Below are 13,203 nucleotides of genomic sequence, written 5' to 3'. Positions count from 1 at the left end.
TTCCTAATTCGTACTTTTGTTACCCTTATGAGCACAGAAACATTAGATCTTCAAAGACCCGCACCCAAGCCAAAATGGCTACGTGTAAAACTTCCCACCGGAAAAAAATATACTGACCTACGAAATTTGGTTGACAAATACCAATTAAACACTATTTGCACTTCTGGAAGTTGCCCAAATATGGGAGAATGCTGGGGCGAGGGAACAGCAACCTTTATGATCTTGGGAAATATATGTACCAGATCTTGCGGCTTCTGCGGCGTAAAAACAGGGAGACCTGAAACGGTTGATTGGGACGAGCCAGAGAAAGTGGCACGCTCCATTAAGATGATGCAGATTAAACATGCCGTGATAACATCTGTGGATAGGGACGATCTAAAGGATATGGGTTCTATTATTTGGGCGGAAACAGTTAAAGCTATCCGTAGGATGAATCCTGAAATAACTCTGGAAACATTGATTCCGGATTTTCAAGGCAACACCCGAAATATCGACCGCATTATCGCGGTAAAACCCGAAGTTGTTAGCCATAATATGGAAACCGTTAAACGGCTTACACGAGAGGTTCGCATTCAAGCAAAATATGAACGTAGCTTGGAAGTTTTGAACTATCTAAAACAGTCTGGTCTACCCAGAACAAAAAGTGGAATCATGCTCGGTTTAGGGGAAATGGAAGATGAAGTGATCCAGACCATGGAGGATTTGAAAGAGGTTGGACTGGATATTATTACTATTGGTCAATATCTTCAACCTTCCAAAAAGCATCTGCCCGTACGAGAATTTATTACACCCGAACAATTTAAAAAATACGAGACCATTGGATTGGAAATGGGATTTAGACACGTAGAAAGCGGTGCCTTGGTGCGGTCTTCATACAAGGCCCAAAAGCATCTAACTTAATTTTCATAAAGATGAAAGAAAAGATAACTGTTGGCATTAACGGTTTTGGCCGTATTGGTCGAAATCTATTCCGATTGCTTCTTAACAATCCCGACATTGAAGTAGTAGCCATAAATGATATGGCAGATGCCAAAACCTTGGCACATCTTTTAAAATACGATAGTATCCACGGAGTACTGGACCAAAAAGTTTCTGCCACAGAAAATGAAATTATCATTGGAGAAAGAAAATTCGCTTTTTCTTCCATTAAGAATATAGAGAATATCCAATGGGGCAATATTGATGTTGTTGTAGAAAGTACAGGAAAGTTTAAGCTTAAAGAACAACTGGAAAACCACTTAAAAAATGGGGCAAAAAAAGTAATTCTTTCAGTCCCACCCCTTGAAGACGATATTAAAACTGTAGTTTTGGGAGTGAATGATGAGATATTGGAACCGACCGATCTTATAATTTCAAATGCCTCCTGTACCACGAATAATGCAGCACCAATGCTCAAGATCATCAACGATCTCTGTGGAATTGAACAGGCATATATAACCACGGTACATTCATATACTACAGACCAAAGCCTGCACGATCAGCCTCATCGCGATCTCCGTAGAGCACGTGCGGCAGGACAATCTATTGTTCCTACTACTACAGGTGCCGCAAAGGCTCTGACCAAAATTTTCCCAGATCTGGCAGATGTAATTGGTGGTTGTGGCATCCGCGTCCCGGTACCAAATGGCTCGCTTACAGATATAACTTTCAATGTAAAAAGAGAAACTTCTATTGAAGAAATCAACAAGGCATTTAAAAAAGCCTCAGAAAACTCACTAAAAGGAATTGTTGAATATACCGAAGATCCTATTGTTTCCATCGATATTGTGGGCAACCATCATTCTTGCGTTTTCGACGCAGGAATGACATCTGTTATTGCCAAAATGGTGAAGATTATTGGGTGGTACGATAACGAAGTTGGGTATTCCTCTAGAATCGTTGATCTGATAAAGAGAATTGCATAATAATCGTTTGACATTTCTCCTAACCGTGGAATGTCTTCTTACAAGTTGGAGAAAATCCGTTTTAAAAATTCTTCTGAGGTGTTACCTAGGAATTCAGTTGTAATGGGCAAATAATACAATTCCGCATTCTTAATTACCGGTTGCAGACGCATAAAATCCTTTTCTGTAGTTAGAATTATCCGTTCCCGCTCCAAGTCGGTTATTTCACCAATCGTAAAATTGTGATGATCCCCATAAGATTTATGATAAAACTCCAGGCCCTTATTTTTTAAAAATTCTACCAACGGTTTTGGATTTGCAATCCCCGTGACTAGGGTAAATTTTATTTTATTTAAATATTCCAAAGATTTTGTATTTACCCCGTCCGTTATTTCACGGGCATATCCAATCTTGGTAAAATAAACTTCTTGATGTGTTTGCAATCTAAGTTTTTTCCGTATCCGTTCCATTTCAGAAGGTTCGAGTTTACCTGGACATTTTGTCACGACCAAAACATCTGCCCTATCGGCTCCAGATTTGGGTTCACGTAAATTTCCGACAGGCAATATAAAATCGTCTACAAAAAGATTTCCATAGGAAGTCAATAGAATATAATAAGAAGCTCTCACCTTTCGATGTTGAAATGCATCGTCCAATAGGATCAAATCACTATTTTTTCGGAGTATTTCCACTCCCTCCTGTCTATCCTCACAGACCGCCACAGTAATTTTGGGAAATTTTCGTTTAAACTGTAACGGTTCATCTCCTGTTTCCAACACGGTGCTATCTACTTCCACCATTTTAAACCCCTTGGTTTCGCGTTTATAACCACGGCTCAAAACCGCAAGGCGCCATTCACATTTAAGGCGGGAAATTAAAAACTCAATCATTGGAGATTTTCCCGTACCGCCGGTTGAGAGATTTCCGACACAAATCACAGGAAAGTCGTACGCTTTACTTTTCAACCAACCAAAATCATAAAATTTGTTTCGAACGGCGGTGATCACCCAATAGATTAAAGAGAATGGGAAAAGAAGTTTTCGCAGCAATTTCATGGGACGAATGTACTAAATTCAAGCAAAACCGAATTGGTTTTAAACCAATTAGAGAACACAAATTTATACAAAATCCTATCTTTGTGAAAAACGCAAATCATGATAGTTAAAGACGTTATAAGTCTTTTTGAGGAAATTTCTCCCCTCTCCTACTCCGAAGGTTTCGATAATACCGGACTTCTTGTAGGAGATGAAAAGATGGAAGTGAAAGGAATACTTGTTACACTCGACTCGCTTGAAGCTGTAGTTGATGAAGCTATAGAGAAGGGATGCAATCTTATTGTAAGTTTCCATCCCATTATTTTTTCGGGGTTAAAAAAAATCACAGGAAAAACCTATGTTGAGCGTACGGTCCAGAAAGCAATAAAAAATGATATCGCCATTTTCTCAAACCATACTGCACTAGATAATTCCTGGAACGGTGTAAATTCAATGATCTGCGAAAAATTAGGTCTGAAAGAAAGAGAGATTTTAATTCCCCAGAAAAGCACTATTAAAAAGCTAATTACCTTTATTCCGAAAAATATGGTGGAAAAAGTAAGAAATGCCATATTTGAAGCGGGCGGCGGTAGAATTGGCAATTATGAAAATTGCAGTTTCAACATTGATGGAAAGGGTAGCTTTAAAGGAAACGAATCTTCAAACCCGGTGATTGGAAAAAGAGGGGAGACGCATTTTGAGGAAGAGGTACAACTCGGAATAACCTTTGAAAGACATTTGCAAAAGGATATTATTGATGCACTTTTGAAATCACATCCTTATGAAGAAGTTGCTTATGAGATTACAACCCTTGAAAACCCAAACCAGCATATAGGAATGGGAATGGTAGGTAATCTGGAAAATTCGATGTCTGAAATGGACTTCTTGAAATTTTTAAAGAAAACGATGCATACGGAATGTGTTCGCCATACGGCGTTAATAGGTAAACCTATTAACCGAATCGCAGTTTTAGGAGGCAGTGGAAGTTTTGCTATTGAAGCGGCGATAAATGCTCGAGCAGATGTGTTTGTATCAGCAGATTTCAAGTATCATGATTTTTTTAGAGCAGAAAAATCTATTCTTTTAGCCGATATTGGTCATTATGAAAGTGAACAGTTCACAAAAGACCTTCTATATTCTTTCCTTACAAAAAAAATCACTAATTTTGCACCTGCTTTGCCGAAAGGCATTGTGATATCGGAAATAAACACCAACCCCATTAGCTATTTATAAAATTTATGGCAACGAAAAGCGAAGTTACTGTTGAAGAAAAGTTAAGAGCCCTCTATGATTTGCAACTTATTGATTCTAGAATTGATGAAATAAGAAATGTACGTGGGGAGCTACCCTTGGAGGTTGAAGATCTTGAAGACGAAGTTGCGGGAATGGATGCCCGTCTGCAGAAGCTCAACGCCGATCTTGAGGTAATAGAAAACCAAATCAAGGAAAGAAAAAATAATATTGAGGAAGCCAATGTTTTAATAAAAAAATATGCTGCCCAACAAGATCACGTTCGTAATAACCGTGAATTCAATTCCCTAAGCAAGGAAGTAGAATACCAAGAATTGGAAATCCAATTGGCAGAAAAAAACATCAAGGAATTCCGTGCACAAATCGAGCAAAAGAACCAGGTAATAGAGGAAACCAAAATCCGTTATAACGAACGTTCAGAACACTTAAAGCATAAGCGTGATGAGCTTGATGAAATTTTGAAAGAAACTGAAAAGGAAGAAAAAAGTTTAATTAAGGAATCTGAAAACTTTGAATCATCTATCGAACCTCGTTTGATCAAGGCCTATAAGAGGATACGTAAGAATGTTAAAAACGGATTGGCAGTTGTAGCCGTAGAGCGTGGCGCTTCGGGAGGATCCTTTTTCACAATTCCACCACAAGTTCAAATGGAAATTGCAGGTCGCAAGAAAATTATTACAGACGAGCACAGTGGCCGTATCTTGGTCGATCCAGATTTGGCAAAAGAAGAGCGTGAAAAAATGGACGCTATGTTCTCAAAACTGAAATAATAAGATCTACCCAATAAATATAACAAGGCCTTCACAAAAAGTGGAGGCTTTTTTTGTACTTTAAACGCAAGGTTTTCTAACTAAAAAGACTCAATTAATTAAAAAATTTCCCAATGAAAAAATATCCCATACTAATTGTTACATTAATTTTATTTGCCCTTCATGGAGCTTGCAAACCCTCAAACGATACAAATAAGGAAGCTGAAGCTGTTGCTCAAAAAACCCAAACTCCGGTACAAACTGAATCTCAAGACGGCCTCAAAAAAGCCTATTTCGCCAGTGGTTGCTTTTGGTGCGTGGAGGCAATTTACGAAAGCGTGAAAGGCGTGAAGGAGGCTGTATCGGGTTATAGTGGTGGGAAAACACCAAATCCATCCTATGAAAACCACGCAGATCATGCTGAGGTTGTAGAAGTAATTTACGATCCAAATGTGGTGAGTTTTGGTCAATTGGTAGACGTATATTTTGGCTCTCAAAACATTACTCAGGTAAACGGTCAAGGCCCCGACCGGGGTACCTCCTACCGCTCCATCATCTTCTATCAAAATGATACCGAAAAGAAAATCATAGATGAGAAAATCGCTGAATTAAACAAACAGCTAAATGGAGATAAGGTTGCCGCACAAGTTTTACCTTTTCAGAAATTCTGGAAGGCTGAAGATTACCATCAGGATTATGAAAAGAACAATCCAGGAAACCCCTATATTCAGAATGTTTCTGTTCCGCGGATCAACAAGTTTCGGGAAAAATTTCCAGAATTACTTAAGACAGAGAAAGAATAAATAATCTGATTATCTATGCTTTGCAACTATCGTAATGCAAAGAATACTATACGATACTGGATTATAATGAGTGAATATACTTCTTTTATTATTTTTAGAAATATTTAGACACTCTAGTTAAGTTCTGGTTAAAATATATCGAATTCCTTTATGTTAATTTATATTTGAATAACTAACACAAAAGAAACTATATCATGGGAGATTTAATTTGGCTTATTGTAGTAATTTTAATAATCGGATGGTTATTCGGTTATTTCTTTTTCTCATTAGGAGCCTTTATCCACATTCTATTGGTACTAGCAATTATCGGGATTCTGTGGCGTTTGGCTACGGGTCGTAGATTGTAACCAAAATTTTTTTAATTCAAAATCAAATACCAACCCTTTAAAAACAAACAATTATGAGAAAAGTAATCTTAATTTTATTCGCAGCTGGACTGTTTTCAACAAGTTTAATTAGTTGCCGTGAGAACCACACAGTTGCCGACGACATAGAAGACGTAGCCGACGATGTCGGAGATGCACTGGATTAATAAAAATCCATGATTAATTGCAAAAAGCCCTAATTTAATTTAAGGGCTTTTTTTATTCCTTGGCAACAATAGACTGCCACTCCGGATGTTTACTGATATATTTCTTTATAAAAGGACAATGTGGAATTACCTTTAAACCGCGTAATTCAATTTGCAGAAGAACCGCCTCAACCATTTCGCTTCCCACCCCTTTTCCTCCCAGAGCCTTATCTACTTCTGTATGTTCCAATATCAGAATATTTGGCTTTACTTCATATTCAACAAATGCTTTGTAACCATCAATTTCGGTCTCAAACCTTTTTTTCTCCTTATTGTCAATGACATTCATACAAGTAATTTTCGAAATTATTGATACTTTAAAAGTACAAAAAAAAATAGAAGCCAAAATGGAATTGTTATTTTTACAGAAAACATACCGTTATGAAAGGAGAATTTTTTTTAGCAGCTTTATTCTTCGGAATAATAAGTTGCAATAATTCCAATAAAACTTCCGAGCCGTCCCTATCTGAAACTAATCTTTCGCAAGTTGATTCAGTTCAATATGGAGATATTCCTGAAAATGCGCGTCAGATTGCTGAGGCCTGTGGTATTCAAAATTGGAATAAGGTTTCCGAAATCGCTTTTACCTTTAATGTGGACAGAGATGGAAATCACTTCGAGCGTTCTTGGATATGGAATCCAAAATCCCAGGATATTAAAATGGTATCTTCAAAAGATTCAGTGAATTACAATCGTTCAAAGATGGACAGTTTAACCATGAAAACGGATGCTGCTTTTATCAATGATAAATATTGGTTGCTAGCTCCCTTTCAATTGGTCTGGGATAAGGGAATGGAGTTTTCAACCAAAGAAAATGTAGTTTCTCCTATTTCAAAAGATACTTTATCCCAACTTACCATTGTCTATCCCAACGACGGAGGCTACACTCCAGGAGATGCTTACGATTTTTTCTACGACAAAAATTTTCGAATACAAGAGTGGAACTATCGCAAAGAAAATTCACCCGAACCAAGTCTGACCAGCACCTGGGAAGATTATAAAGATTTTGAAGGTATTGTTATTGCAACTATGCACCGGAATAACTCAAATAATTTTAAATTGTATTTCACAAATATTTCGGTTAAAACGGGAAATTGATATTGATTAACTCAAACTCCCAGGACCGTTAATCCCCCACAATCCAGATTATATAAAGGTTTATTATTCCTATTTTTGTAAAAATTGTCATTCCCATTTATAATTGATAGGAGAGAATAAGGGAACAAGGAGATTACATAAAACCTACATTCCAGAATGTTTCAAAATAATTTAGAATACGCAAAAACACAAGATGCTAATGATCCCTTAGCATCATATCGAAAGAAATTTCATATTCCAAAAGACAAAACCGGTGCAGATCTTATTTATCTCTGCGGAAATTCGTTGGGATTGCAACCGAAAATAACTTCAGAATACATTCAGGAAGTTTTAAAAGACTGGGCAGACCTTGGAGTTGAAGGACATACCCAAGCGAAACATCCGTGGCTTCCTTATCACGAATTCTTAGCGGAGAATATGGCCAAAATAGTTGGCGCAAAACCTTTTGAAGTCGTGGTAATGAATACTCTTACTATCAACCTTCATTTAATGATGGTTTCTTTTTTTAAGCCGACAACAATCAAATTCAAGATAGTTGTGGAAAGTGATGCCTTTCCCAGCGATAAATATGCGGTTGAAAGTCAATTAAAATTTCACGGAATTGACCCAAAGGAGGGTTTAATTCTTTGGAAACCTCGCCAAGGTGAAGATTTATGTCGTTTTGAGGATCTTGAAGAGATTATGAAAAATCAGGGAGATGAAATTGCGCTCTTGATGATTGGAAGCACCAATTACTATACAGGACAATCCTTTCCGCTAAAAAAAATCACCGAAATAGGCCACAAATATGGGTGCATTGTCGGATTCGATCTGGCCCACGGAGCAGGAAACATTCAACCTAACCTGCACGATTCCGGAGCGGACTTTGCCGTATGGTGTACTTATAAATATCTTAATAGTGGACCTGGAAGTTTAGGGGGTTGTTTTGTCCACGAACGTCACGCGGAGAATAAGGAACTCAACCGCTTTGCGGGATGGTGGGGCCACAACAAAAAAACGCGCTTTAATATGCGCAAGGATTTTGACGCCCTACCCGGCGCCGAAGGTTGGCAGCTAAGCAATCCTCCCATTTTATCCATGGCGGCAATTAGGGCGTCATTAGACACTTTTGCAGAGGCTGGATTTGATAATCTTCGGAAAAAATCTGAAAAACTTACGGGCTATTTAGAATTTCTACTGGACGAAATGAAAAATGATTCTATTAATGTAATTACTCCTAGAAATCCAGAGGAACGAGGATGCCAACTCTCGATTCAAGTAAAAAATGCCGACAAAACCTTACATACTAAATTGAGTGAAGCGGGCGTAATTAGCGATTGGCGTGAACCAGACGTTATACGGATTGCCCCTACTCCGCTTTATAATAGTTTTATAGATGTTTATATGTTTTCGGAAAAATTAAAAAGAATTTTAAAATAACAATATGTCTCCCCGAGCGCAGTCGAGGGGTTAAGTTGCTAAATTTTAAAAATAAGGTCTTGACTGCGCTCGACCAGACAAATTGAAATGAGCAAACAGCAAAATATCTTAATCATCGGAGCAGGTCTATGTGGCAGTCTTCTCGCCCTTCGTATGGCGCAACATGGCTTCAACATTACGTTAGTAGAAAAAAGACCAGATTTGCGGAAATTTTCTTTGGACGCCGGCCGTTCCATAAATCTTGCCCTGAGCGATCGTGGACTTCGTGGATTGCGATTGGCAGGTGTGGAAGAAGCCGCACAGGAACTTCTAATTCCCATGACCGGCCGAATGATCCACGAGAAATCAGGAAATACTTTTTTAAGTCCGTACAGCGGTAGAGAAGGTGAATTTATCAATTCAGTGTCGCGTCCCGGATTAAATAAGCTTTTATTAAACGAGGCGGAAAAAATGCCGAATGTTAAGATAATCTTTAACCATGCCTGTACGGAGGTGGATTTCGACAAGCCTGCTGCTACTTTTGAAGATTTTAATTCCCGTGAAAAATCAACCTACTCGGCAGATGTTATTTTTGGAACAGACGGTGCAGGATCAGTTGTGAGAGCAAATATGATACACGACAAAGAGTTTCTCCTCAATATTTCACAACAATGGTTAGGTCATGGTTATAAGGAACTCGAAATACCAGCGACTGAAAATGGAGGTTATCGCACATATAAAAATGCACTGCACATTTGGCCACGAGGAGAAGACATGCTTATCGCACTTCCCAATTTAAACGGTAGCTTTACGGTGACACTCTTCCTTCCTTATAAAAACAGCGATTACTGTTTTGAAAATCTTACTACCCCAGAAATGGTCCAGGAATATTTTCAAAAGGAATTTCCCGATGTTCTGGAGTTGATTCCCAGTCTGACCGAAGAATTTTTCCATAATCCCATTGGAGCAATGGGCACGGTTAAATGTGATCCATGGCACCGTTTCGGAAAAACCTTGTTGATGGGTGATGCCGCACACGCCATGGTTCCTTTTTATGGTCAGGGAATGAACGCCAGTTTTGAGGATGTAGCAGTGTTTGATGAAATTTTAGTTCAATATAAGGATGATCTTGACAAAGGGAATATAACTTGGGAAAGGATTTTTGACGAATATGAAAAAATTCGGAAAAAAGATGCAGATGCCATTGGCGAACTTGCAGTGGATAATTTTGATGAGATGAAAGCCCATACGGGAATGGAGTTGTTTCAGAAGAAAAGAAAACTGGAAACCGCTTTTGAAGCCGAATTTCCACACGAATATTACAGTAAATATTCGTTAGTAACCTTTAAAGAGGATCTCAGTTATTCCGAAGCAAAAAGACAAGGAAGAGCCCAGGACAAAGCAATATTAAGCCTTTTGCACGATAATAAATTGGATGAAATCATGTCATTAAAGGAAAAGTTGCAAGCGGTAAAAAGACAAACCCAGCTTATCCTAAATGAAAGTGAAACCGCTGATTATCTAAAATTCTAGTCAATCACAAGCTAAAAATATTTAAAATAAAAATTGAAAATATGAGTACAAAGGGTAAACTAGTTAAGGGAAAAGCCACTCCACGAGGAGCCTATCCACATATAAAACGAGCGGGCGATTTCCTATTTGTTAGCGGAGCGAGTTCTCGTATGCCCGATAATACCTTTGCGGGAGTAAACAAGATAGATGAAATGGGCACCATGAATTTGGATATTCGCGAACAAACACGTGCCGTGATCGAAAATATAAAAGATTATCTTGCGGCAGAAGGAGCGTCCTTGACTGATTTAGTGGATATTACCAGCTTTCTCGTTAATATGAACGATTTTGCAGGGTACAATGAAGTTTACAAAGAATATTTTAATAGTGAAACAGGACCCGCGCGAACTACCGTTGCCGTTCACCAATTACCACATCCCCATTTGGTGGTGGAGATTAAGGCAATGGCTTATTTTCCGGTTAAAAATAAACAAATTTCTTAAGTACAATAGATTTGACAGGTCTCAAAAACCTGCCCGGTCTGAAAGGAAAAACCTAAAGGGTGTGTAACATAACAGATGCAAAAAATCCTAAACTACATAAACGGCGAATACATCGAACCACTTTCAATGAGTTGGCTGGATAATTACAATCCCTCCAATGGAGAGGCATATTCACTGATCGCGGACTCAAATTCCGATGATGTAGAAAAAGCATATCAAGCCGCAAAAGAAGCATTTCCAAAATGGAGCAATACTACCATTGAGGAAAGGAGCAGGATCCTGATAAAAATTGCAGATTTAATCGAAGATAACTTGGAAAGCCTCGCAAAAGCGGAAGCTAAAGACAACGGTAAGCCTCTAAGTTTAGCATTGGCTGTAGATATTCCAAGAGGATCTGCAAACTTTAGATTTTTTGGGAATGCGATTACTCAATTTGCCAGCGAAGCACATGAAAGCGTGGGTTTGAACACCATAAATTATACGCTTAGACAACCTATTGGGGTTGTTGGTTGCATTTCTCCTTGGAACCTACCCCTATATTTATTTACCTGGAAAATTGCACCCGCCATTGCCGCTGGAAATACGGTGGTTGCAAAACCTAGCGAAATAACTCCGATGACTGCTTTTCTTTTGGGAGAAATTTGCACGGAAGCAGGTTTGCCCAAGGGTGTTTTAAATATAGTTCACGGTACAGGTCCCTCTGCGGGACAGGCAATTGTGGCACATCCCGGAATTAAAGCAATTTCGTTTACCGGCGGGACTAAAACAGGAGAACATATTGCGAGAGCCGCCGCTCCCATGTTTAAAAAATTATCCCTAGAGCTTGGAGGGAAAAATCCCAATATTATTTTTGCCGACTGCAATTACGAAGATATGCTTAAGGAAACTTTACGTTCTTCCTATGCCAACCAAGGCCAAATCTGTCTTTGCGGAAGTAGAATCTATGTTGAGAAATCCATTTATGGAAAATTTAAAAATGATTTCGTTTCCGAAGTAAAAAAGCTTAAGGTCGGAAATCCATTCGATGAGGATACAAATTTGGGAGCTTTGGTCTCAAAACCACATTTGGAAAAAGTAGAATCCTATATCCAACTTGCAGAAAAAGAAGGTGGAAAAATCTTATGTGGCGGAAAAAGAGTTACGGTTAAAGGTTTGGAAAATGGTTATTATCTAGAGCCCACAGTTATTGAAGTTTATGACAACAATTGTCGGGTTAACCAGGAAGAAATTTTCGGACCCGTGGTAACTATAATGCCTTTTGAAAAGGAAGAGGAAGCTTTGGAAATGGCCAATTCGGTTAAATACGGCCTATCCGCAACGCTTTGGACAAACGACTTAAATAGAACAATGCGTATCTCAAAAGGACTTGAATCTGGCATCGTTTGGGTAAATACGTGGTTAAAACGTGATCTCCGCACGCCTTTTGGGGGAATGAAAGCCAGTGGAGTTGGCCGTGAAGGAGGGTTTGAAGCATTAAAGTTTTTTACCGAGCAGAAGAATGTTTGTATCAAATATCAGGGCTTCGATTAAAAACGAGGTACAATTTACGATTTACGAACCATGAGGTATGATTTACCATATAAGATTGTTATATGGAACTGAGTTTTGGAATTCCAACCCTGCCGGTATTCAAGTTTGGAATTTGGAGCTTATAATTTGGTGCTTACAATTTTACGGTGCCAAACGTTCAATGACCCAATCATAATTAATCAAAGTATAGCGAATTCGATCGTGGAGTCTATTGGGTCTACCCTGCCAAAACTCTATTGAAACCGGTCTTATTAAATATCCACCCCATTCCATTGGTTTTGGCACTTCTCTATTTTCATATTCCTTTTCTAGTTGGTGGAGTTTGTTCTCTAGAATTTCACGAGAATCAACAGGAGTACTTTGATGAGATACTAATGCCCCAAGTTGACTTCCCTTAGGACGGGAATGAAAATAATTGGTAGAATCTGTTTCGGATGTTCGTTCGGCAATTCCTTTTATTAAAATTTGGCGCTCCATTTTGGGCCAGAAGAATGAGAGGGAAACTTTGTTGTTCTTTTCAATGGCTATTCCCTTTTCACTGTTGTAATTTGTATAAAAGTAAAAACCGTTTTCGTCATACTTTTTTAACAGCACAACCCTCCCCTTCGGAAAACCATCAACACCAACCGTGGATACGGTCATTGCATTTACTTCATCTACGGTATTGCTATCCTGTACTTCAAAAAACCACGTCCGGAATTGTTGCATAGGGTTTTCATCCACAGACTCCTTCGAAAGCGTCCCCTTCTGATAGGATTTCCGGTAATCATAAAGCTTTTCTTCCATCTTCTTTTTATTGCAAGTTAAGAGTTTTATACATTTTTTGGAGTCCGCAACCCCTTAAAGATTGGAGATCGTGGCTGTTAAATCC

Annotated in this window: 15 protein-coding genes; 12 read left to right on the top strand and 3 right to left on the bottom strand. The window is 38.6% G+C overall.

What is annotated here, in order from left to right:
* Positions 1-27 precede the first annotated feature (27 nt).
* Together lipA and gap are read left to right on the top strand one after the other, a co-directional pair.
* Positions 28-900 carry a lipoyl synthase gene (lipA, locus tag EI546_RS00395; RefSeq protein ID WP_128248687.1) on the top strand — a complete coding sequence of 291 codons (873 nt, stop codon included), beginning with the start codon at positions 28-30 and terminating at the stop codon, positions 898-900.
* 11 nt (positions 901-911) lie between these two features.
* A complete protein-coding gene (gap, locus tag EI546_RS00390; RefSeq protein ID WP_128248686.1) occupies positions 912-1,904 on the top strand; it encodes a type I glyceraldehyde-3-phosphate dehydrogenase in 993 nt (330 codons plus the stop codon).
* A gap of 38 nt (positions 1,905-1,942) precedes the next feature.
* On the opposite strand, the gene lpxK is transcribed toward gap, so the two are convergent.
* The gene (gene lpxK / locus EI546_RS00385; protein ID WP_128248685.1) at positions 1,943-2,938 is read right to left on the bottom strand and encodes a tetraacyldisaccharide 4'-kinase; all 996 of its coding nucleotides are present in this window, start codon (positions 2,936-2,938) and stop codon (positions 1,943-1,945) included.
* A gap of 99 nt (positions 2,939-3,037) precedes the next feature.
* Between lpxK and EI546_RS00380 the strand changes: the two genes are divergently transcribed.
* From EI546_RS00380 to EI546_RS16560, 5 genes are all read left to right on the top strand, one after another.
* Entirely contained in the window at positions 3,038-4,150 is a 1,113-nt protein-coding gene (locus EI546_RS00380) for a Nif3-like dinuclear metal center hexameric protein (RefSeq protein ID WP_128248684.1), read from the top strand.
* Between the two features lie 5 nt (positions 4,151-4,155).
* Positions 4,156-4,938 (top strand): zinc ribbon domain-containing protein, encoded by a 783-nt coding sequence (locus tag EI546_RS00375; protein ID WP_128248683.1) that lies wholly within the window; start codon positions 4,156-4,158, stop codon positions 4,936-4,938.
* A 113-nt stretch (positions 4,939-5,051) separates the two neighbouring features.
* Entirely contained in the window at positions 5,052-5,720 is a 669-nt protein-coding gene (gene msrA / locus EI546_RS00370) for a peptide-methionine (S)-S-oxide reductase MsrA (RefSeq protein WP_128248682.1), read from the top strand.
* 194 nt (positions 5,721-5,914) lie between these two features.
* Entirely contained in the window at positions 5,915-6,067 is a 153-nt protein-coding gene (locus EI546_RS00365) for a lmo0937 family membrane protein (RefSeq protein WP_128248681.1), read from the top strand.
* A 53-nt stretch (positions 6,068-6,120) separates the two neighbouring features.
* Positions 6,121-6,252: a hypothetical protein gene (locus EI546_RS16560; RefSeq protein WP_262707633.1), complete on the top strand. Its 132-nt coding sequence runs from the start codon at positions 6,121-6,123 to the stop codon at positions 6,250-6,252.
* Between the two features lie 52 nt (positions 6,253-6,304).
* On the opposite strand, the gene EI546_RS00360 is transcribed toward EI546_RS16560, so the two are convergent.
* Entirely contained in the window at positions 6,305-6,580 is a 276-nt protein-coding gene (locus EI546_RS00360) for a GNAT family N-acetyltransferase (RefSeq protein ID WP_128248680.1), read from the bottom strand.
* Positions 6,581-6,672: 92 nt separating this feature from the next.
* Between EI546_RS00360 and EI546_RS00355 the strand changes: the two genes are divergently transcribed.
* The 5 genes from EI546_RS00355 (at position 6,673) to EI546_RS00335 (ending at position 12,332) form a co-directional block, all read left to right on the top strand.
* Entirely contained in the window at positions 6,673-7,389 is a 717-nt protein-coding gene (locus EI546_RS00355; RefSeq protein ID WP_128248679.1) for a hypothetical protein, read from the top strand.
* Between the two features lie 156 nt (positions 7,390-7,545).
* Entirely contained in the window at positions 7,546-8,808 is a 1,263-nt protein-coding gene (kynU, locus tag EI546_RS00350) for a kynureninase (protein WP_128248678.1), read from the top strand.
* An 87-nt stretch (positions 8,809-8,895) separates the two neighbouring features.
* The gene (locus EI546_RS00345) at positions 8,896-10,320 is read left to right on the top strand and encodes an FAD-dependent oxidoreductase (RefSeq protein ID WP_128248677.1); all 1,425 of its coding nucleotides are present in this window, start codon (positions 8,896-8,898) and stop codon (positions 10,318-10,320) included.
* Between the two features lie 41 nt (positions 10,321-10,361).
* Entirely contained in the window at positions 10,362-10,802 is a 441-nt protein-coding gene (locus tag EI546_RS00340; protein WP_128248676.1) for a RidA family protein, read from the top strand.
* A gap of 75 nt (positions 10,803-10,877) precedes the next feature.
* Positions 10,878-12,332: an aldehyde dehydrogenase gene (locus tag EI546_RS00335; RefSeq protein ID WP_128248675.1), complete on the top strand. Its 1,455-nt coding sequence runs from the start codon at positions 10,878-10,880 to the stop codon at positions 12,330-12,332.
* A gap of 141 nt (positions 12,333-12,473) precedes the next feature.
* Here the strand turns inward: EI546_RS00335 and pdxH are convergent, their stop codons facing one another.
* The gene (pdxH, locus tag EI546_RS00330) at positions 12,474-13,118 is read right to left on the bottom strand and encodes a pyridoxamine 5'-phosphate oxidase (RefSeq protein WP_128248674.1); all 645 of its coding nucleotides are present in this window, start codon (positions 13,116-13,118) and stop codon (positions 12,474-12,476) included.
* Between the last annotated feature and the right edge of the window lie 85 nt (positions 13,119-13,203).

It is taken from the genome of Aequorivita sp. H23M31, from assembly GCF_004022485.1.
Taxonomy (GTDB): Bacteria; Bacteroidota; Bacteroidia; order Flavobacteriales; family Flavobacteriaceae; genus Aequorivita; species Aequorivita ciconiae.
The sequence above is the reverse complement of the archived record's forward strand: the minus strand, read 5'-3'. Positions and strand labels throughout refer to the sequence as shown.

Bases quoted from the DNA above. Each gene is read 5' to 3' on its own strand.
- EI546_RS00345 (WP_128248677.1), top strand. From the start codon at position 8,896: ATGAGCAAACAGCAAAATATCTTAATCATCGGAGCAGGTCTATGTGGC.
- msrA (WP_128248682.1), top strand. From the start codon at position 5,052: ATGAAAAAATATCCCATACTAATTGTTACATTAATTTTATTTGCCCTT.
- gap (WP_128248686.1), top strand. From the start codon at position 912: ATGAAAGAAAAGATAACTGTTGGCATTAACGGTTTTGGCCGTATTGGT.
- EI546_RS00360 (WP_128248680.1), bottom strand. From the start codon at position 6,580: ATGAATGTCATTGACAATAAGGAGAAAAAAAGGTTTGAGACCGAAATT.
- lipA (WP_128248687.1), top strand. From the start codon at position 28: ATGAGCACAGAAACATTAGATCTTCAAAGACCCGCACCCAAGCCAAAA.
- kynU (WP_128248678.1), top strand. From the start codon at position 7,546: ATGTTTCAAAATAATTTAGAATACGCAAAAACACAAGATGCTAATGAT.
- EI546_RS00375 (WP_128248683.1), top strand. From the start codon at position 4,156: ATGGCAACGAAAAGCGAAGTTACTGTTGAAGAAAAGTTAAGAGCCCTC.
- EI546_RS00355 (WP_128248679.1), top strand. From the start codon at position 6,673: ATGAAAGGAGAATTTTTTTTAGCAGCTTTATTCTTCGGAATAATAAGT.
- lpxK (WP_128248685.1), bottom strand. From the start codon at position 2,938: ATGAAATTGCTGCGAAAACTTCTTTTCCCATTCTCTTTAATCTATTGG.
- pdxH (WP_128248674.1), bottom strand. From the start codon at position 13,118: ATGGAAGAAAAGCTTTATGATTACCGGAAATCCTATCAGAAGGGGACG.
- EI546_RS00365 (WP_128248681.1), top strand. From the start codon at position 5,915: ATGGGAGATTTAATTTGGCTTATTGTAGTAATTTTAATAATCGGATGG.
- EI546_RS00340 (WP_128248676.1), top strand. From the start codon at position 10,362: ATGAGTACAAAGGGTAAACTAGTTAAGGGAAAAGCCACTCCACGAGGA.
- EI546_RS16560 (WP_262707633.1), top strand. From the start codon at position 6,121: ATGAGAAAAGTAATCTTAATTTTATTCGCAGCTGGACTGTTTTCAACA.
- EI546_RS00380 (WP_128248684.1), top strand. From the start codon at position 3,038: ATGATAGTTAAAGACGTTATAAGTCTTTTTGAGGAAATTTCTCCCCTC.
- EI546_RS00335 (WP_128248675.1), top strand. From the start codon at position 10,878: ATGCAAAAAATCCTAAACTACATAAACGGCGAATACATCGAACCACTT.